This is a genomic window from Blastococcus sp. HT6-30 (assembly GCF_039729015.1).
GTDB lineage: Bacteria > Actinomycetota > Actinomycetes > Mycobacteriales > Geodermatophilaceae > Blastococcus.
In genome coordinates this window covers 814,017-834,450 of the sequence record NZ_CP155792.1, presented here as the reverse complement: position 1 = coordinate 834,450, position 20,434 = coordinate 814,017, and the positions used below count along the sequence as shown (strand labels likewise).

At 75.3% G+C, this 20,434-nt stretch carries 19 protein-coding genes; 5 read left to right on the top strand and 14 right to left on the bottom strand.

The features are described from left to right. Window positions 1–25: 25 nt before the first annotated feature. Window positions 26–1,564 carry an acetolactate synthase large subunit gene (locus ABC795_RS03975; RefSeq protein WP_347059613.1) on the bottom strand — a complete coding sequence of 513 codons (1,539 nt, stop codon included), beginning with the start codon at window positions 1,562–1,564 and terminating at the stop codon, window positions 26–28. A 212-nt stretch (window positions 1,565–1,776) separates the two neighbouring features. Between ABC795_RS03975 and ABC795_RS03970 the strand changes: the two genes are divergently transcribed. Then, window positions 1,777–2,073 (top strand): WXG100 family type VII secretion target, encoded by a 297-nt coding sequence (locus tag ABC795_RS03970; protein WP_347059612.1) that lies wholly within the window; start codon window positions 1,777–1,779, stop codon window positions 2,071–2,073. 104 nt (window positions 2,074–2,177) lie between these two features. On the opposite strand, the gene ABC795_RS03965 is transcribed toward ABC795_RS03970, so the two are convergent. From ABC795_RS03965 to ABC795_RS03930, 8 genes are all read right to left on the bottom strand, one after another. Then, a complete protein-coding gene (locus ABC795_RS03965; RefSeq protein ID WP_347059611.1) occupies window positions 2,178–2,990 on the bottom strand; it encodes a hypothetical protein in 813 nt (270 codons plus the stop codon). Then, window positions 2,987–3,652: a hypothetical protein gene (locus ABC795_RS03960; RefSeq protein ID WP_347059610.1), complete on the bottom strand. Its 666-nt coding sequence runs from the start codon at window positions 3,650–3,652 to the stop codon at window positions 2,987–2,989. Before ABC795_RS03960 ends, ABC795_RS03965 begins: the two co-directional genes overlap by 4 nt. Continuing rightward, complete coding sequence (locus ABC795_RS03955) at window positions 3,649–4,893, bottom strand: hypothetical protein (RefSeq protein ID WP_347059609.1); 1,245 nt, start codon at window positions 4,891–4,893, stop codon at window positions 3,649–3,651. The genes ABC795_RS03960 and ABC795_RS03955 overlap by 4 nt, the downstream gene beginning before the upstream one ends. After that, a complete protein-coding gene (locus ABC795_RS03950; RefSeq protein ID WP_347059608.1) occupies window positions 4,890–5,186 on the bottom strand; it encodes a hypothetical protein in 297 nt (98 codons plus the stop codon). Before ABC795_RS03950 ends, ABC795_RS03955 begins: the two co-directional genes overlap by 4 nt. Window positions 5,187–5,220: 34 nt before the next feature. Continuing rightward, window positions 5,221–9,642 (bottom strand): FtsK/SpoIIIE domain-containing protein, encoded by a 4,422-nt coding sequence (locus ABC795_RS03945; RefSeq protein WP_347059607.1) that lies wholly within the window; start codon window positions 9,640–9,642, stop codon window positions 5,221–5,223. A 185-nt stretch (window positions 9,643–9,827) separates the two neighbouring features. After that, window positions 9,828–10,139 carry an EthD family reductase gene (locus ABC795_RS03940; protein WP_347059606.1) on the bottom strand — a complete coding sequence of 104 codons (312 nt, stop codon included), beginning with the start codon at window positions 10,137–10,139 and terminating at the stop codon, window positions 9,828–9,830. A gap of 79 nt (window positions 10,140–10,218) precedes the next feature. Then, entirely contained in the window at window positions 10,219–11,154 is a 936-nt protein-coding gene (locus tag ABC795_RS03935) for an NADP-dependent oxidoreductase (RefSeq protein WP_347059605.1), read from the bottom strand. A 114-nt stretch (window positions 11,155–11,268) separates the two neighbouring features. Then, the gene (locus ABC795_RS03930; RefSeq protein ID WP_347059604.1) at window positions 11,269–12,468 is read right to left on the bottom strand and encodes an acyl-CoA dehydrogenase family protein; all 1,200 of its coding nucleotides are present in this window, start codon (window positions 12,466–12,468) and stop codon (window positions 11,269–11,271) included. A 196-nt stretch (window positions 12,469–12,664) separates the two neighbouring features. Here ABC795_RS03930 and ABC795_RS03925 point away from each other — a divergent pair, with 196 nt between their 5' ends. Next, window positions 12,665–13,072, top strand: a complete 408-nt coding sequence (locus ABC795_RS03925; RefSeq protein WP_347059603.1) for a DUF4190 domain-containing protein — start codon at window positions 12,665–12,667, stop codon at window positions 13,070–13,072. 85 nt (window positions 13,073–13,157) lie between these two features. Here the strand turns inward: ABC795_RS03925 and ABC795_RS03920 are convergent, their stop codons facing one another. The 3 genes from ABC795_RS03920 to ABC795_RS03910 form a co-directional block, all read right to left on the bottom strand. After that, window positions 13,158–14,111: a CoA ester lyase gene (locus tag ABC795_RS03920; RefSeq protein WP_347059602.1), complete on the bottom strand. Its 954-nt coding sequence runs from the start codon at window positions 14,109–14,111 to the stop codon at window positions 13,158–13,160. Window positions 14,112–14,232: 121 nt separating this feature from the next. Beyond that, window positions 14,233–15,207: a DMT family transporter gene (locus tag ABC795_RS03915; protein ID WP_347059601.1), complete on the bottom strand. Its 975-nt coding sequence runs from the start codon at window positions 15,205–15,207 to the stop codon at window positions 14,233–14,235. Then, a complete protein-coding gene (locus ABC795_RS03910) occupies window positions 15,204–16,112 on the bottom strand; it encodes a PhzF family phenazine biosynthesis protein (RefSeq protein WP_347059600.1) in 909 nt (302 codons plus the stop codon). Before ABC795_RS03910 ends, ABC795_RS03915 begins: the two co-directional genes overlap by 4 nt. Window positions 16,113–16,135: 23 nt before the next feature. Between ABC795_RS03910 and ABC795_RS03905 the strand changes: the two genes are divergently transcribed. Beyond that, the gene (locus tag ABC795_RS03905) at window positions 16,136–17,374 is read left to right on the top strand and encodes a CBS domain-containing protein (RefSeq protein WP_347059599.1); all 1,239 of its coding nucleotides are present in this window, start codon (window positions 16,136–16,138) and stop codon (window positions 17,372–17,374) included. Further along, a complete protein-coding gene (locus ABC795_RS03900) occupies window positions 17,367–17,894 on the top strand; it encodes a DUF1003 domain-containing protein (protein ID WP_347059598.1) in 528 nt (175 codons plus the stop codon). The genes ABC795_RS03905 and ABC795_RS03900 overlap by 8 nt, the downstream gene beginning before the upstream one ends. A 145-nt stretch (window positions 17,895–18,039) precedes the next feature. Here the strand turns inward: ABC795_RS03900 and ABC795_RS03895 are convergent, their stop codons facing one another. Together ABC795_RS03895 and ABC795_RS03890 are read right to left on the bottom strand one after the other, a co-directional pair. Then, window positions 18,040–18,351, bottom strand: coding sequence for an AzlD domain-containing protein (locus ABC795_RS03895; protein WP_347059597.1), 312 nt, complete (start codon window positions 18,349–18,351; stop codon window positions 18,040–18,042). Continuing rightward, entirely contained in the window at window positions 18,348–19,037 is a 690-nt protein-coding gene (locus ABC795_RS03890; protein ID WP_347059596.1) for an AzlC family ABC transporter permease, read from the bottom strand. Before ABC795_RS03890 ends, ABC795_RS03895 begins: the two co-directional genes overlap by 4 nt. Before the next feature lie 163 nt (window positions 19,038–19,200). Between ABC795_RS03890 and ABC795_RS03885 the strand changes: the two genes are divergently transcribed. Then, a complete protein-coding gene (locus tag ABC795_RS03885) occupies window positions 19,201–20,352 on the top strand; it encodes an Mrp/NBP35 family ATP-binding protein (protein ID WP_347059595.1) in 1,152 nt (383 codons plus the stop codon). Window positions 20,353–20,434 lie beyond the last annotated feature (82 nt).

Sequence of the window (20,434 nt, the reverse complement as noted above, 5' to 3'; positions counted from 1 at the left end):
GGGCGGTCGCCGGCCCCCGCACCGCTCACCGCAGGACGGCGTCGATCAGGTGCGGTCCGGGCTCGGCGAGCGCCCCCTGCAACTGCTCGGCCAGCTCGTCGGCCGTGGTGGCGCGGGTGGCCGGCACGCCCATGCCCTGCGCGATCGAGACGAAGTCCAGCTGGGGACCGCCGAGGTCGAGCAGCCTGGCGGCCCGCTCGCCGTCGTTCGCCGCGCCGACCCGCGACAGCTCGTGCTGGAGGATGGCGTAGGAGCCGTTGTCGCAGATGATCGTGGTGATGTCGGCCTGTTCGCGGGCGTAGCTCCACAGCGACGAGATCGTGTACATGGCGCTGCCGTCGGCCTGGATGCCGATCACCGGGCGGTCGGGGCAGGCCACCGCCGCACCCAGGGCCATCGGCAGCCCGTCGCCGATGGCGCCCCCGGTGAGCGCCAGCCAGTCGTGCCGGGGCGCGCCCGAGGTCAGCTCCATCAGCCCCACCCCGGAGGTGAGCGCCTCGTCGACGACGATCGCGCGCTCGGGCAGCAGGGCACCGATCACCGCCGCCATCGTGCGCGGGGTCAGCTCCCCGGTGGGCAGCTCCGGACGGGAGGCCTCCAGCAGCACCGGCTCGGCGTCGGGAGCCGCGAGCGCCGCGAGCGCCCGCAGGGCCGCGACGCCGTCCTCGCCCGGCTCGCTCAGCACGTGCACCGTGCAGTCCTCGGGCACGGGGTGGCCGGGGACGCCGGGGTAGCCGAAGAAGTGCACCGGAGCGGTGGCTCCGGCGAGCACGAGGTGCCTTGTCCCGGCGAGCGCGGCCATCGCCAGCTCGGGCGGGTAGGGCAGCCGGGTGACGTCGGGCAGGCCGGCGCCCCGGGCCGCGCGAGCGGGGAACGTCTCGGTCATCAGCCGGGCGCCGGTGCCGGCGGTGACCTGCCCGGCGGCGAGCAGGCCGTCCTCGGTCACGGCGTCACCGCCGAGGAACAGCACCACCGACTCGCCGTGGGCCAGCACTGTGGCCACGTCCTCGATCACCGACGGCGCCACCTGCGGAGCCGGCCGCACCGGCCGCGGCGCGGCCACCTCGGCGCCCTCCTCCCAGGAGACGTCGGCCGGGAGGACGAGCGTCGCGATGCCACCGGAGCGGGCGGCGGCCACCGCGTCGACGGCGTCGGCGGCGACGTCGGCCGGTGACAGCGAACGGCGCACCCAGCGCGAGACCGTGCCGGCGACGGCGTCGATGTCGGACTCCAGCGGTGCGTCGAGCCGCTTGTGCGAGCGGGCGTGGTCACCGACCACGTTGACCACGGGCGCCCGCCCGCGCCGGGCGTTGTGCAGGTTGGCCAGGCCGTTGCCCATGCCGGGGCCCAGATGCAGCAGCGTCGCGGCCGGTCGGCCGGTCATCCGTGCCCAACCGTCGGCCGCGCCCGTGGCGACCCCCTCGAAGAGGGTCAGCACACCGCGCATCTCCGGCACGTCGTCCAGTGCCGCGACGAAGTGCATCTCCGAGGTGCCGGGGTTGGCGAAGCAGACGTCGACCTCCGCGTCGACGAGGGTCCTGATCAGTGCCTGGGCGCCGTTCACGAACCGGACCATGTCACGGACCGCTGGAGGAGGCGACCCGAGTCGACGCCTCGCCGGAGCATCTCGTCGCCGCGGTTCCGGGCCACGCTCGAGGGTCTGCGCGGTGCCTGTGGACAACGCTCCGGCGACACGGTCGCCGTCGATACCGTCCCGCCAGACCCGCTGATCCGCCGGTCTCCGTTCGCGGCCGGCCCTCCCGATTGGACACCACCATGGCCAACGTCAACGTCACCTACCAGCAGATGGAGGACGCCGCCGGCCGGCTCACCAACGGCCGCGCCGAGATCGACGGCATGCTCGGTCAGCTCAAGGGCCTCGTCGACCAGCTCGTCGCCGAGGCGTACGTGACCGACAGCTCCAGCCGCACCTTCCAGGCGTCCTACGACGAGTTCACCGCCGGCGCGCGGAACATGATCGCCGGCCTGGACGGCATGGCGCAGTACCTGAACCAGGCCGCGGCCACCTTCCGGGACGCCGACGTCCAGCTGGCCGGCGCGCTCGGCCGCTGACCCGCCCGGCTCCCCGGGGAGGCCGCCTCGCCGGATGCGAGGCGGCCTTCCGTCCTGCGTTGCGTGCACCCCGGGACGACGACCGCAGGTCGCCCGACGGCGGATCAGCCGGAGGAGGCGATCCGGTGGATCAGCAGGAGCGCGAACGGCACCGTGAGCGCGGCCGGGATGAGCACGCGCACGGCGAAAGGCGGCTCCGGAATCTCGGAGGCACGGGGCAGGCGGGCGACGTCCTCCGCCAGCCGGGCCCGGGCCCGGTCGAGGCCGTACAGGTACCGCCCCTGCGCCCCCACGGCCACGAGCCCGGCGATCCCCAGCACACCGGCGAAGACGCCGAAGACCACGCGGGAGACGTCCAACGGCTCGGTGGCGATCCCCAGCACACCGACCACACCCGCCAGCACGGCGACCACCGCCGGAACGGAGTGAGCCACCAGCCGCACGCTCCTCGTACGGACCGTCGCCGCCACCCGGGCTTCCTCGGCGACGTCGACGAAGTCGGCGTCGCCGTGCGCGTCGAAGGGAGAGCGGTGCTCCGGTCGCAGCAGCCCGCGCGGGAGCGCCCGGCCGGCGCGCTCAGCGGCGGCCCAGCCGAGCAGCTGCCTTCTCCACCGGCGGTTCTCGCGTTCGGTGCGGATCACCGAGACGCCCGCCGCCACGCCGGCCAGTCCGGCGGCCGCGACGACGACCAGCACCACCGGCTCGTGGTGGCGCTGGTCCACGGCCGTGCCGACGAACCCCCCGGCGAACAGGAACAGCAGCGTCAGCGCGGTCTGGCGAGCTACCCGGCGCAGGCTCAGGAGCCGCCGCTCCAGGGCGGGCACCGCCTCCGCGCGGGCGGCCAGCAGCTCGGCCCGGCTCGCCCACGGGTGGTGGACGGGCCGGTCGACGGGCGACGGGCTCTGCGCGGCGGTCATCCTGACCGGTCCTCTTCCTCGTTCCCGGACGGCGCCGGGTGCAGTCGTGAACGCCCGGCGACGACGGCCACGAGCCCGGCCACCTCCCACACCTGCTCGGGGGCCAGGCTCACGCCCACCACCAGCAGGCCCTGCTCCGCGCCCGGGGCGCAGGCGAGCGCGGCGGCGACCCCGACGCGAACCGGTCCGGCGACGACCTCGATCCCGCGGGCGGCCAGGGCCCCGAGCTGCGGCGGAGGCACGACGGTGTGCTCGGCGACGACGCCGACCCCGAGCCCCAGATCGGTCTCGAAGGCCTCCACGTGGAGCAGCTCCTCGGTCCCCTGCGCGCGCAGCAGCTCGGCGAGGAGCGCGCCGAGGTCCACCTCGCCCACCGCCGGCAGCGTCACGACGGCGCTCAGCACGTGCCAGGTGGCGGTGCCGCCGCCGGGGTGCGGAGCGCTGACCACCCCGTGGCTCACCGCCCCCCGGGCCAGCACCGCCGCCCGCCAGGACAGCAGCGCGCGGGCGCCGGCGGCCCGGACCTCGACCGGCCCGGACGGCCAGGACGCACGGGCCAGCTCGTCGAAGCAGGCGTGGGCCGCGTCGTCGTCGGGGAGCAGGAGCTCGGCCCAGTCGGCGGGGACGCACAGCTCGGCGACCACCGACGGGGAGGCGGTCACGCGACCGCCCTCGGCTGCCGGGTGAGCGGGCCGAACTCCCACCTGGCGAGCCTTCCGGCGGTGTCCAGGGTGCCCCGGGCGCCCATCGCGGTGGTCGCGACGACACCGGCGCTGACGTGCGACCGGGCGATCCGCCACACCAGCTCACCCTCGGACATCTGGTAGCTGGTGCTACGCGCCAGCTGGAAGTAGGTCGGCACCGCATCCATCCGCAGGGCGACCGGCTCCGGGACCGTGCCGGTGGCTCGGCCACCGGCGGCGGACGCGGCGCGGCTCACCCTGGCCGCGGTGAGCAGCCGCGTGCCGATCGCCAGGCCGCCGACCCCCAGGGCCACCCCCACGGCGTCCATCAGGACGGCCGGGTCGGTGAGCGCCTCGGTGAAGCTGCCCGTCTCGCCCACCGCGGCGAGGTGGTGGGCACCCGCCGCCAGCACACCGAGCGCGACGGCCGGGCCGGCGAGCACCTGCAGCCCCGGGACGAACGCCAGCAACCCGCATGCAGTGCTCAGCAGTCCGGCGAGGTCACCGACGACGTCCAGCAGCGGGGCCAACCGGTCCAGCACCTCCACCAGCACGTCGCGGAGGCCGTCGGCGACCTCCCCCACGACGGCGAGCACCGCGCCGACGTCCTCGGCGAGCCCGGCCCAGAAGCCGGGCTCGTCCGGAACGACGTCCATCGCCCGCTGCAGCCGGCCGGCCACCTCCCGGCCGGACTGCTCGTAGCCGGCGAGGAGGGCGCGGGCCTCCCGCGTGATCCGGTCCACCTCTGCGTCCGCCGCCCCCGCCGACCGCCCGGCGACCGCGCGGGCCCGGAGCCGGTCGGCCTCGGCGGAGGCCTGCTCCGCGGTCGGCGTCCCGCCCGGGGCTGCGGCGGCCGGGACGGCGGCGTAGGAGGCGTGGGCGGCGTGCGCCCGCCGGACCGCCTCGGCGTGCTCGGCCTCCAGGGCCCGCGCGCGGCGCTGACCGGCGTGCATGGTGTCCAGCCAGTCGTGCAGCGCGCGGCTCGCCTCGTCGAACGAGCGGGCCGCGGCCTCGACCCTGGGCCGCAACTCCCCGGACAGCAGCTCGCGGAAGGCGACGGCCGTCGAACCCCGCCACTCGCCGCCGGCGGCTCCGGTGAGCACCGCGGAGATCTCCTCCAGCGCACGGGCCGCGCCGGTGACACCGGCGGCCACCTGCGCGGCGGAGCCGACGTCCCCGGGAGCCGGGTCGAACCCCAGGGAGGCGAAGCTGCCGTTCATCGCCCGCCCGCTTCCCGCAGCGCGTCGGCGAGCGACGCGTCGGCCTGCCGGAAGGTCGCGGAGATCCGGTCGAGTGCGTCGGCGGCGTCGGCGGCGAACCGACCCAGCCTGCCGATGCCGTAGGCCCACTCGTTTCCGAACTCGTCCATCCGCCGGGCCAGCGCCGGCGAACCCATCGCGGATCCGGTCACCTCGCGCATCTCGCGGGCGGGCTGCTCCAGGAGGTCCCGGACGCCGAGGAGGTCGGCGTGGACCCGGGCGAGCACCGCTCCGTCGATGTACAGATCGCTCACTGGGGTCTCCACGTCGGAAGGGGCGCCGGCCCGCTCACCGTAGTGAGACCCGACGGCCCGGTTCGCCGTTTTCCACAGGCGCTCGGCCGGTCCGGGCCGGGGGCGTCGGGACGGCGACGGCGCGCACCGCCCCGTCGCCCAGGTGCAGCAGGCCCCGCCCCGGCCGCACCGGCCCGCCGACGGCGCTGCGCGGCAGCCGGACGCCGACCAGGTCCCCGTCGGTGCTGCCCTGCGGGGACAGGAGCAGCCCCTGCCGGGCCTTCCGCGCGTCCACCTGCCACCCGGAGAGCCCGGTGCAGATCCCGTCGGCGGTGCCCGCGAGCACGAGGCCGCGTCCGGGCAGGGAGCCGGTGACCACCTCGCGGAACACCTCCGCCGCGGGGCAGTCGCGCAGGAGGTCGCCGTCGTCGAGGAGCAGGACCAGCGGACGCCCGGGATCGGCGGTGAGCAACTCCCGCCAGCACCCGGCTGGAGCCGCGGCGTCCTCCACCACCGCCACGACGCCGGAGCGCCCCGCCAGGTCGCGCAGCGGCGACGGCTTCGGCGCGCAGACGACGACCGACGTGCCGTGCCGGAGCAGCGACTCCGCCATGACGGCCAGCACGGAGCTCTTGCCCGAGCGGGCGGGCCCGGCGACCACGAACGCCCGGCCGCCGCCCGCCAGGTCCGGTCCGGCGCCGGCCAGCTCGTCTCCGCCCACCCCGACCAGCGCGAAGCCCGGACCGGGCTCCGCCGGCCGCAGGTCCCACGCCGCCTCGAAGGTGATCCGGGAGGGCAGCGCGTCGACGCGGAAGGGGCGGGCCGACCGCGGCAGCAGCGCGTCCCGCGCCTGCGCGGCCTCCGCGATCCCGGCGATCGCCGCCGCCTGCGCCTGCCCGGATCCGTCCCCGGCCAGCAGCGCGACCTGGGTCTCGACGGCGCCGTCGACGGTGACCCCCCGCCCTGGCGGCAACCCGTCGGGCACCTGCCTGCCGGGCACGCCGATCAGCGGGTAGTCGCCCCGGTCGGCCAGCCGCAGCACGAGCTTGCTGTCGGTCAGCGAGGCCAGCCGGCTGGTGCCCAGCGAGCGGTCGCCGGTCAGCACGACCGAGATCCCGGCCGACGCGCCCTCGCGCACGAGGGTCAGCAAGATGTCGGTGAGCCGCCCGCCGTCGACCTCGCCGAGGGTGGGGGTGAAGCCCTCCCACCGGTCGACCAGCACCAGCACGTGCGGCAGCCGGTGGTCGACCGGGGCCGAGCGGCGCTGCTCGGCAAGGTCGGCGAAGCCGCCCTCGGCCAGCACCTGCTGACGGCGTTCGAGCTCGTGGCCGAGCCGGTCGAGCAGCCGGGCAGCGCGCTCGGTCTGCGCGCGGGGCACCACCGCGCCGCAGTGCGGCAGGTCCTCCAGGGCGAGCAGCGCGCCGTTGCCGCAGTCGAGAGCGTAGAGGTGCACGTCGCGGGTCGAGCACCGCGAGCCGACCGCCCCGGCCAGCGTCCGCAGCAGCTGCGACCGGCCGCTCCGGGGTGAGCCGATGACCAGCAGGTGCCCGTCGGTCGCCGGGTCGAAGGCGGCGACCCGGCGCTCCTGCCGGGCCGGCAGGTCCTGCAGCCCGTAGGGCAGCCGGACCGCCGATGCCCCGGCGGCGGGCGGTTCGAGGTCGGTGGCCAGCACCCGCGACGGCAGCGCCGCCAGCCACGGGCTGCGCTGCACCGGCACCCGCTCGGCGTCCGCGGCGCCCCGGACCGCCTCGACGAGCACCGACAGGTCGGTGATCTCGACGCCCGCCCGCCGGTCCGCCGTCGCCGGCCGCTGCGGGGCCGCGTACCCGGCCTGGTGCCAGCCCAGCGGAACGGCGAACGGCGCGGCGGCGGCCTCCGCGCCCTGGCCCGGACGGCGGCCACCGATCCGGCCGGCCTGGAACGGCACCAGCGCGCCGTGGCCGAGCCGGGCGAACCCGCGCCCGGGCGCCGACTGGGGGATGCGGGCGGCGTCCGGCGCGTCCAGCACGTCGCTGCTGTCGGCGCCGTCGGTGACCCGCAGCGAGATGCGCAGATTGGTGTTCGCCCGGATCTCCGGGGACACCACCCCGCTCGGCCGCTGGGTGGCCAGGAGGAGGTGGATGCCCAGCGACCGGCCGCGCTGGGCGATGCCCACCAGCCCGGCCACGAAGTCGGGCAGCTCCCGCGCCAGCGAGGCGAACTCGTCGATGACGATGAGCAGTCGCGGCAGCGGCGGATGACCGGGCTCACGCGCCTGCAGGTCGACGTAGTCCTCGACGTCCTTGACACCGGCGGCGGCGAGCCGGTGCTCGCGGTACCGGAGCTCGGCGCCCAGCGAGGTCAACGCCCGCTCCACCAGGTGGGCGTCGAGGTCGGTGACCATGCCGACGGTGTGCGGCAGGTGCACGCAGTCCTTGAACGCGCTGCCGCCCTTGTAGTCGACCAGCACGAGGTTCAACGCGTCCGGGCGGTTGGCCACCGCGAGGGACGCGATCATCGTCTGCAGCAACTCGGACTTCCCCGCGCCGGTGGTTCCGGCGACCAGCCCGTGCGGGCCGTCGGTACGCAGGTCGAGGGTGAACGGTCCGTGCAGGCCCGCGCCGAGCACCATGCGTGTGGTCCGGCCCTCCAGCTGCCACTGCGCGCGGACGCCGTCCACGGTGGGCGGCTCCAGCCCGAGGGCGTCGAGCAGCCGCACGCTGTCGGGCAGCACGGCGTCGTCGTCGGCGAGGCTGACGTCGCGCAGCGGCGCGAGCGCGCGGGCCGCGCCCTCGGCGAACGCGGCCGCCACCGGCTCCGCGAGCACGCCGGCAACCGGGTCGTGGCCGCTGCGGCTGATCGACAGCGTCGCCTCGCCGTCCGGGTCGAACACCGCCGTCGCGGTGGCCGCCTCGGGCAGGAACCGCTCCTCCTCGTCGGCGCACACCGCGTAGACGCCGACGGCCGGCCCGTCCTGCAGCACCTGCGCCAGGCCGGGCGTGACCCGCAGCGGCCGGAAGCCGTGGACGACCAGCACGTGCGCGGGGAAGGACTCCGGCAGCACCCGGCCGGCCCCGGTCGTCACCGCGTCGCGACGGGCCCGGATCAGGGCGGTCAGCTCGGCGACCCGCGCGGGAACCGTCTCGGGGTCGTTCCCGACGAACGCCACCGGGCCCGCGCCGTCGGCCGGGCGGGCGTGCGGCAGCCAGCGCACCCAGTTCCAGTCGGTGCGGCCGCGCGGCGCCAGGACGGTCAGAGCCAGGTCGCGCGGGGGGTGATGGATGGCCAGCTGCAGCACCACCCAGCGCAGCAGCCCGGCCAGCGGCTCGGCCGGGCCGGCGAGCCCCACGACGCCGGCCTCGCGCAGCGGCACGACCGCGGGCACGGCTCGTACGGTGCGCTGCTCCAGCGGCTCGTCCGGTGCGGAGCGGTCGGTGACCACCAGCTGCGAGGGCAGGTCCGCCGACCCGAGCCGGAGGTCGAGCGCGTCGGGGTCGGTGCGGCGCCGCTCCCACAGCCGCCGGCCGGGCAGGACGGCCGTGAGCAGGGCCGCGGCCGGGTCCGGATGGGCGGCGCGGCGGCGGGCGGTCTCCTCGGCCAGCGCCGTGCTGATGCGCTCGAGGGCGCGGCCCAGGTCCCGCTCGTACTCCTCCCGGGCCCGGCGCGCCTCGCGGGCGCCCTGCCGGCGGTCGGCGACGGCGTTGGCGACCATCATCACCGGGCCCGCGACGGCGAAGACCAGGTACAGCGGCGAGCGCAGGACGACGGCCAGCAGGACGCCGGCCACCAGCGGCGACAGGATCACGACCAGTGGGAACCGGCGCGGCTCCCGCGTCCTGGGCTCCTGCGGCAGCTGGACGCGGACCTCCCGCTGCGAGGGCAGGAGGCGCGGCGCCCGGACGAACGCCCGCGCGCCCGGGCCGGCCGGCTCGACGGCGGCGTCGGCCGGCGGCGCCGGCCCGACCAGCAGCCGGGTGTCGCCGAGCTGCACCAGCCGGCCGGGACCGACCGGGACGCCGGGCTCCTCCTCGGGCACCGGCTCACCCTCGAGGAAGGTGCCGTTGGCCGAGCCGAGGTCCCGCAGGAGCGCGCCGTCGGCGCCCACCCGCAGCAGCGCGTGGCGGCGCGACATCGAGCGGTCGGCGAACCCGAACGTTCCACTGCGGCCGAGCTCGTGCTCGCCCATGGGCAGCTCGGCGACCAGCCCGCTGCCCGGGCCGCTGAGCACCCGCAGCTGCCACCCCCGGATCGACGGGCGGACGGGCGCGACGGCGTCGGCCGCCGACAGGTGCACCAGCGCGCCGTCGACCAGGGGGCTCTCCCCCACCGGCCGGTCGTCGTCGACCCGCTCCCCGGCGACCCAGACGCCCTCGGCGGGCCGGCCGGTGACCCGGCCGAGCTCCGCGGCCACCCGGCCCATCGGCAGGTCGTCGTCCACGTCGAGGGCGACGTCGAGCAGGGAACCGTCGGCCTGCCCCACGCTCACCTGGACGCGCACGGACCACCCCTCGCCGGTTCCCGCCCGCCCCGTGCCGGCCCCCGCCGGGAGGAGCGGACCACCCCGGAACGGTCCGCCGGTCGGGGTCCGCCGGGGCCGGATGCCGCGGGAACGCTAGACGGACGCGCCGGTTCCGGTCCATCGGCGCCTGTGGACAGCCCGGTCGAGGGATCCCCGGGCCGGGGTCAGGTGGCGGTGTGCACCTCGAAGTGGACGACGGTGGCCCCACCGGTGGCGAAGTTGGCGAGGTCGGCGCCGGCCGCCCGGCCCTCGGGTGAGGCCATGGCCCGTGCCATGGCGTCGGCGGAGTCGAAGTCCAGCTCGGCCACCAGGTAGGGCGTCGGCTGGGCCGGGTCCATGCCGGTGGGGTGGCCGAAGGTCAGCCTCACCAGGCCGGGCTGCGCCAACGCGAGCGGGACGTGCGTCTCGCGGTAGTAGGCGTCGAACGCAGCCGGGTCGTCGGGTGTCCCGTAGTTGACCACCAGCCTGTGCACCATCTCGCCGGACCTCCCCATCGGCCGGGCTCCGCCGCCCGGGTCCGTGCAGCCAATCAGCTGCAGGGCGTCCGGCGCGACCTCAGAAGGTCAGCACCAGCCGGCCACGCACACCGCCGGCCTCGAGGAGCCGGTGCGCCTCCGCGGCCTGCTCCGCGGGGAACGTGCGCGCGACCCGCAGGGTCAGGGCACCCTCCTCGACCTGCCGGCGCAGCCGGTCAAGCGCCGGGCGGTCGGTGGCCACCGACCGGACGAGGGTCGGGAAGAACCGCAGCCCGCGCTCGCCGTTCCCCCGGTAGCCGCGCACCGTGGCCACCGCTCCCCCGTCCCGGACGGCGGGCAGCGCCTGCGCGTCCTGCACGGCGCCGTCGGCCAGCCCGTCCACGCCCTGGGGGAACTGCTCGCGGATCCGCGCCGCGACGTCCTCGCCGCGACGGACGACGACGTCGGCGCCCAGGCCGCGGACGAGCTCCTCGTCCGACTCGGAGGCGTCCGCGACGACGGTGAGCCCGTCGGCCTTTGCCAGCTGGACCACGTAACCGCCGTAGGCACCCGCCGCGCCGGTCACCGCGAGCACCTGCCCGGGCCGCAGGCCCATGAGGTCCAGCGAGAGCCGGGCGGTGAGCCCGTTCATCGGCAGCGTCGACGCCTCGACGGCGGTCGCGCCCGCCGGCGCCCGCACCACCGAGTCGCCGGGCAGCACCTTGTCCTCGCGGTAGGCGCCGTGCGGGCCGGACGGGACGACGATGCCCATGGCCGGGTCGCCGACGGCGAGGTGATCCACCCCCTCGCCGACCTCGGTGACGGTGCCGGCGACGTCCATGCCGGGGACCCACGGCGGGGTCTTGACCGGGTCGCGCTCGGCGTAGGCGCCGGAGCGGGCGTGGGTGTCGGTCGGGCTGACCGCGGCCGCCTCGACCCGCAGCCGCACCTGGCCCGGCTCCAGGGGCTCGGGCGCCACGTCGACGATGTGCAGGGCCTCCGGCCCGCCGAACTCGGTCACTCCCACGGCTCGCATGGGTCCTGCCTAGCACGTCGGGTCGGGGATGGTCCGGGGCCCGGGCGTCCGCACGGTCGAGACGACCCGGCCCCCGTCCCGGCGAAACGGGACGGGGCCCGAGAACGGGACCGGTCAGCCCTTGAGCTGGTAGGTCTTCAGCAGACCGCGGCTGATGATCGTCTTCTGGATCTCGCTGGTGCCCTCGCCGATGAGCAGGAACGGCGCCTCGCGCATGAGGCGCTCGATCTCGTACTCCTTGGAGTAGCCGTAGCCGCCGTGGATGCGGAAGGACTGCGTGGTCACCTCGGCGCAGTACTCGCTGGCGATCAGCTTGGCCATGCCGGCCTCGACGTCGTTGCGCTTGCCGGCGTCCTTGAGGCGGGCGGCGTTGACCATCATCAGGTGGGCGGCCTCGACCTTGGTGGCCATCTCGGCCAGCTGGAAGGCGATCGCCTGGTGCTGGGCGATCGGCTTGCCGAAGGTCTCCCGCTGCTGGGCGTAGGCGACGGCGAGCTCGAAGGCGCGGATGGAGATGCCGCAGGCGCGGGCCGCGACGTTGACCCGGCCCACCTCGACGCCGTCCATCATCTGGCTGAAGCCGCGGCCCGGCTCCCCGCCGAGAATGTCCGAGGCCTGCGCGTGGTAGCCGTCGAACACCAGCTCGGTGGTGTCGACGCCCTTGTAGCCCATCTTCTCGATCTTCCCGGGGATGGTGATCCCGGGCTTGACCTCGCCGAAGCCGGAAGGCTTCTCGACGAGGAACGTCGTGAGGTTCTGGTGGGCCTTCTCGGCGCCCTCGTCGGTGCGGACCAGCGCCGCGACCAGGGTGGAGCTGCCGCCGTTGGTCAGCCACATCTTCTGGCCGTCGATGACGTAGTTCCCGTCGGCCTGCCGAACGGCCTTGGTGCGGATGCCGGCGACGTCGGACCCAAGACCCGGCTCGGACATCGAGAAGGCGCCGCGCACCTCGCCGGTGGCCATGCGGGGCAGGTAGTGCTCCTTCTGCTCCTGCGTGCCGTGCTGCTTGATCATGTACGCCACGATGAAGTGGGTGTTGATGACGCCCGAGACGCTCATCCAGCCGCGGGCGATCTCCTCCACCACCAGCGCGTAGGTGAGCAGCGACTCGCCGAGGCCGCCGTACTCCTCGGGGATCATCAGCCCGAAGATGCCGAGCTCCTTGAGCCCGTCGACGATCTCCTGGGGGTAGGTGTCGCCGTGCTCCAGCTCCTGCGCGTTCGGGATGATCTCGCGGTCGACGAAGCTCCTGACCGTCGACAGGATCTCGCGCTGGATGTCGGTCAGATCAGCGGTCTGCGCCAAGCGGGTCAACGGGCTGCTCTCCTTCGGGACTGCGGTGTCCGAGTTACCGAGGAGTATGAGACACGGCCGCCGCCGCCCCGGCGGGTGCCTGGTCACCCGGCCCCGGCCGCTCCGTGCGCCGCACCGACCGCGTGGCGTCCCCCGGGGTCCCACCACGGCCGTGGTGGAGTAGCCGCTGCACGGACCGCACGGGACAGGAGGACCCATGACCCACGACGACGGGCTGCACCTCGGCGACCCGCCGCAGGCGGCACCCGGCAGCGGGTACGCCCCGCCCGGAGCGGCGTACCCGCCGCCCGGCCACGGGCAGCCGTGGGGCTACGGCCCACCGCCCGGCTACGGTCCACCGCCCGGCTACGGCCCGCCGCAGTGGAGCCGGCCGACCAACACCCTGGCCATCCTCGCCCTGGTCATGGCGTTCGTCTTCGCGCCGGCCGGGCTGGTCCTCGGCATCGCGGCCCGTCGGCAGATCCAGCGAACCGGCGAGGACGGCGCCGGGCTGGCCCTCGCGGGGATCGTCGTCGGGGGCCTGGTGACGGCGTTCTTCGTGCTGGTGATCGTGCTGTGGATCGTCGCCTTCGCGATGCTGACCAGCACCGGCTTCGGCCCCTGAAAGAGGACCCCGTCCCTCTCACCGCTCGCAAGCTCGCGGCGAGCCTCCGGACGGGGCCGCTGCGGCCGGCGTCCGGAGGTACGCGTCACCCTTCCGGCGGGGTGAAGGACGAAGTCCGGGACAGGCCCGCGGCGCGGCCCTTGCCCGCGATGACCAGCGCCATCTTGCGGCTGGCCTCGTCGATCATCTCGTCCCCGAGCATCGCCGACCCCTTCTTGCCACCGGCCTCCGACGTCGCCCAGTCGTAGGCGTCGAGGATCAGCTCGGCGTGGTCGTAGTCCTCCTGCGACGGCGCGTAGATCTCGTTGGCAGCGTCGATCTGGCCGGGGTGCAGCACCCACTTGCCGTCGAAGCCGAGCATCGCCGAGCGCTTGGCGACCTCCTCGAAGGCCGGCACGTCGCGCACCTGGAGGAACGGGCCGTCGATCGCCTGGACGCCACGCGCGCGGGCGGCCATCAGGATCTGCATGAGGATGTAGTGGAACGGGTCGCCCGGGTAGTCGGGGTGCAGGGCACCCACCACGAGCGACTTCATGTTGATGCTGGCCATGAAGTCGGCCGGGCCGAAGATGATCGTCTCGATCCGGTCGCTGGCGAACGCGATGTCGTTGACGTTGATCAGGCCCTGCGCCGTCTCGATCTGCGCCTCGATGCCGATCCGGCCGACCTCGAGGCCGTTGGCCTTCTCGATCTGGGTGAGCAGCAGGTCCAGCGCCTTGACCTGGGCGGCGTCGGCGACCTTCGGCAGCATGATGCAGTCGAGGTTCGCGCCGGCTCCGCCGACGACCTCGACCACGTCCTGGAAGGTCCACTCCGTCGTCCAGTCGTTGACGCGGACGGTGCGGATCTTGTCGCCCCAGCCGCCCTCGTTCAAGGCCGCGACGATGTTCTTCCGGGCGCCGGGCTTGGCCAGCGGCGCGCAGGCGTCCTCCAGGTCGAGGAAGACCTGGTCGGCCGGCAGACCCTTGGCCTTCTCCAGGAAGCGGGGGTTGCTGCCGGGAACGGCCAGGTTGGAACGACGGGATCGGAGCTCGGCCACGGTGCCTCTCTTCATGCAGACGACGGCGTCTTCAGCTACCGGAGGGTAGCGACGGCGTATCGGCCCCGTCGCAGGGTCCCGCCGCGAGCCAGCGAGTGGTGGGGGGCGACGGGGTCCTTTTTCAGGTGCCCGGCTCGACCAGCATCGTCGGCCGGCCGGCCCGCACGACCAGCGCCACCCCGGCCACCACCAGCACGACGCCGGGCAGCGCCAGCAGCGGCGGGACCTGGCCGAGCAGGATCAGTGCGAACAGCAGCGCGCCCGGCACCTCGAGCAGGACGGCGAGGCTCACGACGGTCGGGCCCACCGACGAGAGCACCAGGTTCAGCAGCGTGTGCCCGAAGAGCTGCGCGGAGACGGTGATGCCCGCGATCAGCCACCAGTCGCGGGCCTCGAAGCCGGCCAGCGGCACGTCGACGAGCAGCGCGGCGCCCGCGATCACGGCGGCGCACACGGAGTAGCAGAGGACGGCGTAGGCCGAGGTCGCCAGCCGCTGGCGGGCGCGCGCCCCGGCCAGCACGTACCCGCCGGCGCAGACGGCCCCCAGCAGCGCCAGGGCATCTCCCGCCAGGGCCTCGGCGCTCACCGTGACGTCCACCCCGACGATCAGCACGACGCCGGCGAACGCGAGGAGCAGGCCCCACCAGACCGCGGCCGACAGCCGCACCCCCGAGATCCGCGCCGCCAGCGCCGTCCAGATCGGCGTGGTCGTGGCCAGCGCGACGGACGCGGCCACCGTCGTCATCGACAGGCTGGGCAGCCACGCGGCGAAGTGCGCCGCGAGGAAGAGCCCCGCGACGACCGAGCTGCGCAGGTCCCGCGCCTTCAGCCCGGAGAGCGTGCCGCGCTCGCGGGTGACGAGCACCGGGACGAGCGCGGCCGCGCCGGCGGCATTGCGCCAGAACGCCAGCGCCAGCATCGGCGCGGTCACCATCGCGGTCAGGGGCGCCGACAGCGAGATGCCGACGACGGCGAGGGAGAGCAGGCCGACCTCGCGGCTCCCCGGGCGGTGGAGCGCCCAGGCCGAGGACGCGTGGCCCTCCTGCAGTGCTCCGCCGCGAGCGGGCGAGCGGCGGGGGGCAGGAGGGTCCTTCACCAGAGCGGCACCCGGATCCGGCCGCGCGCGATCGGGACGACGGCGCCCCGGACGGTGGCCGCGACCGCCCGGCGGCCGGCGGCGGTCACGGTGCACTCGAGGACCGAGGGCCGGCCCAGGCGCTCGCCCTGCCGGACCGTGTAGGACGACGTGCCCTCGCCGGCGAGCAGGCCGCGCCGCACCAACCACACCCCGGTGCCGAGGGCGGCGGAGCCGGTGGCGGGGTCCTCGCCCCAGCCGAGATCGGCGGCGAAGACCCGGGCGCGGGCGGTGGCCGACGCGGCGTCCCAGGACAGCACCGAGATCCCCTCCCCGACGTCGAGCCCGGCCAGCAGCGACCGGTCCGGAACCGCCCGGTCGACCGCCTCCGGGCTCACCGAGAGGTAGGCGAACGGAAGTCCGCAGCCGGCGACGTCGGCGGGCACGCCCGTGGCGTCGGACGCCGCCAGCCCCACGGCGGCGGCGAGCTCCGCGGGGGCCGGGCCGTCCTGGAGGGTGGGCCGGCCCCCGGAGAGCGTCGCGCCGTCGGCGTCGACCACCAGGTCGAGCACCCCGGCGCCGCACTCCTGGCGCAGCGTCCCGGCCGGCAGCCGTCCGGTGCGCACCAGCGTGTGCGCCGCGCCGACGCTCGGGTGTCCGGCGAAGGGCAGTTCGGCGAACGGCGTGAAGATGCGGACCCGGTAGTCGGCCTGCGGACCCGCGGCCGACCCAGGACGGTCGGCGTCCGGCTCGGTGGGAGCGGACAGGAACGACGTCTCGGACAGGTGGAACTCGTTCGCCAGGGCCTGGCACTGCGCGGTGGTCAGGCCGTCGGCGTCGAAGACGACGGCCAGCGGGTTACCGGCGAACGCCTGCCCGGCGAACACGTCGACGACCTCGTAGTCCAGCTCGACCGGGGCAGCCACGGCCCCGACGGTAGCCTTCGCCCGTGACGACGGTGAGCAGGGCGTACGTCTCCCGGCTCGCCGGGCTGACCGTGTTCGACCCCAACGGCGACCGCATCGGGAAGGTCCGCGACGTCGTCGTCGCCCTGCGCGTGGGCACCGCGTGCCCGCGGGTGCTCGGCGTGGTCGTGGAGGTCGTCGCCCGGCGCCGGATCTTCGTGCCGATGGGCCGGGTCACCGCCATCGACCCGGGCGCGGTGCTGCTCGCCTCGGGCACGCTGAACCTCAAGCGGTTCGAGCAGCGGGCCGGCGAGACGCTGGTGCTCGGCGAGCTGCTGGACCGGCAGGTGCGGATCAACGAGTCCGGTCGCACCGCCTACGTCGTCGACGCCGGCATGGAGCAGACCCGCACCGGCGACTGGCTGCTCTCCCGGCTCGCCGTCCAGGAGCCCGGCCGCCTCGGCCGGCGCGGCCAGCTGCACCAGCTCGAGTGGGACGAGGTCACCGGGCTGGCGCTGCCCCAGACCGGGCAGGGCGCGGAGACGCTGATCGCCACGTACCGGGAGCTCAACGCCGCGGACATGGCGCACGCGCTGCAGGAGCTGCCGATCAAGCGCCGGCACGAGGTGGCCGAGGCGATGGACGACGAGCGGCTGGCCAACGTCCTCGGCGAGTTGCCCGAGGCCGAGCAGATCACCATCCTCGGCACCCTCGACGAGGGCCGGGCGGCCGACGTGCTCGAGGAGATGGACCCCGACGACGCCGCCGATCTGCTGTCGGAGCTGCACGACGTCGACCGGGATCGGCTGCTGGAGCTGATGGAGCCCGACGAGGCCGAGTCGGTGCGGCAGCTGCTCAAGTACTCGGAGGACACCGCCGGCGGGATCATGACCAGCGAGCCGGTGATCCTCGCCCCGGACGCCACGATCGCCGAGGCGCTGGCGCGGGTGCGCCAGGAGGAGATCACGCCGTCGCTGGCCAGCCAGGTCTACGTGTGCCGCCCGCCGTCGGCCACGCCGACCGGCCGGTACCTGGGCCTCGCGCACATCCAGCGGCTGCTGCGCGAACCGCCGTCGACGCTGGTCAGCGGGGTGCTCGACGACCTCGAGCCGCTGAAGCCGGAGGCGCCCCTGGCCGAGGTCACCCACTACTTCGCCACCTACAACCTGGTGGCCGCGCCGGTGGTCGATGCGCAGGGCCGGCTGGTCGGTGCGGTCAGCGTCGACGACGTCCTCGACCACCTGCTGCCCGACGACTGGCGGGAGCGAGCCCGCCGTGGCTGACGGCCCCCGGCTCGACGTCCCCCGCGGGAGCGCCCGCCGGTTCGGCAGCTTCCTGCGGCTGAACCCCGACGCCGTCGGCCAGTTCGCCGAGGGCATCGCGCGGTTCCTCGGCACCGGCCGGTTCCTGGCGGTGCAGACGATCATGGTCGTCGTCTGGATCGCGCTGAACGTCTTCGCCGTGCGGCTGCGCTGGGACCCCTACCCGTTCATCCTGCTGAACCTCGCCTTCTCGACGCAGGCCGCCTACGCCGCTCCACTGATCCTGCTCGCGCAGAACCGCCAGGCCGACCGCGACCGGGTGCAGGCCGAGGAGGACCGCGCCCGGGCCGCGTCGACCCGCGCCGACACCGAGTACCTCGCCCGGGAGCTCGCGGCGGTGCGAGTGGCCGTCGGCGAGCTGGCCACCCGCGACTTCATCCGCGGCGAGCTCAACCGCCTGCTGCCCGAGGACACCGACGACGACGGCGACCGCAAGAAGAAGAGCAGGAAGCGCCGGGAGCAGGCCGACCCGGTGCCCTGACCTCGGCCGGTCAGCCCAGGTGGAACAGCCGGCGCAGCAGGCCGGCCAGCCAGCCAGGGCCATCACCTCACCGGCCACGGGGCCGGGTCGGCACCGAGCACCGCGAAGCCGGCAAGCCGGAGCAGGCCGCGGCCTGGAACACCGGTCAGGCGGCCAGGACGTGCACGAACGCGCCCGCCGCCCCCGCGAGGACCAGCACCAGGATGAACGGCGCCCGCAGCGCCAGCGCCAGCGCAGCGACGGCGAGCCCGGCCAGCCGGCCGTCGACCACGATCCGGTCGCCGCTGGTCAGTCCCTGCACGACGACGAGGGCGGCCAGCAGCGCTGCGGGCACGAAGTCGACGATCCGCGCCACCCACGGCTGCTCGACCCAGGACGCGGGCACCGACAGCCCGGCCAGCTTGAGCAGGTAGCAGCCGACGGAGGCGACGAGGACCGCCGTCCAGGTGGCGCTCACGAGGCCACCGCGCGCCGCGGCCGGCCGGCCAGGGCGACCGCCACCACCGCGGCCACCACCTGCACCCCGGGCGGGACGAGCGGCGTCAGCGCGAGCGCGACCGCCGCGCCGCCGAGCGCCACCCGGCGCTGCACGGCGGGCTCGGGGAAGGACCGGCCCAGCCGGGGCCACAGCAGGGCGAGGAACGCGGCCGGGACCACGGCGTCCAGCGCCGCCCGCGCCGCACCCCCGAGCGCGGCGGCGCCGAGCGCACCGACGACGGTGGTCGCGTTCCAGGTCAGGTAGAGCGTCGCGCCGCCCACCAGGAACGCCAGCCCGGCGAGCGCCCGGTCAGGAGCCGCCAGCGCCAGCGCCGTCGTCTCGTCGATCACCCAGTGCGCCGTCCCGGCCCGGCGGACGCGGCCCCGCGGCCGCAGCAGCGGCACCAGCCGCACGCCGTAGACGGTGTTGCGGGTGCCCAGCAGCAACGCGCTGCTGACGGCGGCGAGGGCGCTACCGCCGGCCCCGAGCACGCCGATCAGGGCGAACTGGGAGGCGCCGGTGAACATGACGGCGGAGAGCACCAGCGCCTGCCAGACGTCCAGTCCCGCCGCGTCCGCCGCGGCGCCGAACGCCACCCCGTAGAGGCCGACGGCGAGACCGAGACCGACGGCGTCTCGCAGGGTCTGCGACCGGTCAGGCGACACGAGCCGACCCTAGTGACGCCCCGGGTGCGTCCCGGATCACCCTCCGGGGGACCGGACGGAGCGCCGCCCGCCGTACAGTGGCAGGCGACCGATCGCGCAGGTCGCCGCGGCTGCCGCCGACCGCCGGACGCCGGTCCCCCGTCGAAGGAGACAGACGAACACGATGCCCGACCAGCTGACCGGCACGCCCGCGCTCGACGCCGTCAACACCGCTCTGGCCACCGTCCAGGACCCGGAGATCAACCGCCCGCTCCCCGAGCTGGGCATGATCAAGGATGTGCGGATCGGGCCGGACGGCTCGGTCGCCGTCGAGGTCTACCTCACCGTCGCCGGCTGCCCCATGCGCGAGACGATCACCACCCGGGTCACCCAGGCCGTGTCGACCGTCCCCGGCGTGACGTCGGTGCAGGTGGCCCTCGACGTCATGAGCGACGAGCAGCGCGCCGAGCTGCGCAAGACGGTCCGCGGCACCGACGCCGCCGACCCGGTGATCCCCTTCGCCCAGCCGGGCTCGCTGACCCGCGTCTACGCGGTCGCCTCCGGCAAGGGCGGCGTCGGCAAGTCCAGCGTCACGGTGAACCTCGCCGCGTCCCTGGCCAAGCGCGGCCTGGCCGTCGGTGTCGTGGACGCCGACATCTACGGGCACTCCGTGCCGCGCATGCTGGGCGTGGACGACAAGCCCACCCAGGTCGACAACATGATCATGCCGCCGCAGTCGATGGGCGTGAAGGTCATCTCGATCGGCATGTTCACCCCGGGCAACACCCCGGTCGTGTGGCGCGGGCCGATGCTGCACCGCGCGCTGCAGCAGTTCCTCGCCGACGTGTGGTGGGGGGACCTGGACGTCCTGCTGCTGGACCTCCCGCCGGGCACCGGCGACGTCGCCATCTCCATCGCGCAGCTGCTGCCGAACGCCGAGATCCTCGTCGTCACCACCCCGCAGCTGGCCGCCGCCGAGGTGGCCGAGCGAGCCGGCGCGATCGCGACCCAGACCCACCAGCAGGTGGTCGGCGTCATCGAGAACATGAGCTGGATGGATCTGCCGGACGGCTCGCGGGTCGAGGTGTTCGGCTCCGGCGGTGGCCAGACGGTCTCCGACGCGCTCACCCGCACGCTCGGTGCCCGGGTGCCGCTGCTCGGCCAGATCCCGCTGGACACCCGCCTCCGCGAGGCCGGCGACGCCGGTGCGCCGATCGTGCTCGCCGACCCCGACTCCCCCGCCGCGCAGGCCCTGGAGAAGATCGCCGAGGGGCTCGCCGTCCGCCAGCGCGGCCTGTCCGGCATGTCCCTGGGTCTCACCCCGGTCAAGCACTGAGCTGACCGGCCCTCTCTGGGGGTGTTCCTCGCGCTTCCGGGTCCTGCAGGGGGCCGGGAGCGGGAGGAACACCCCCAGAGTG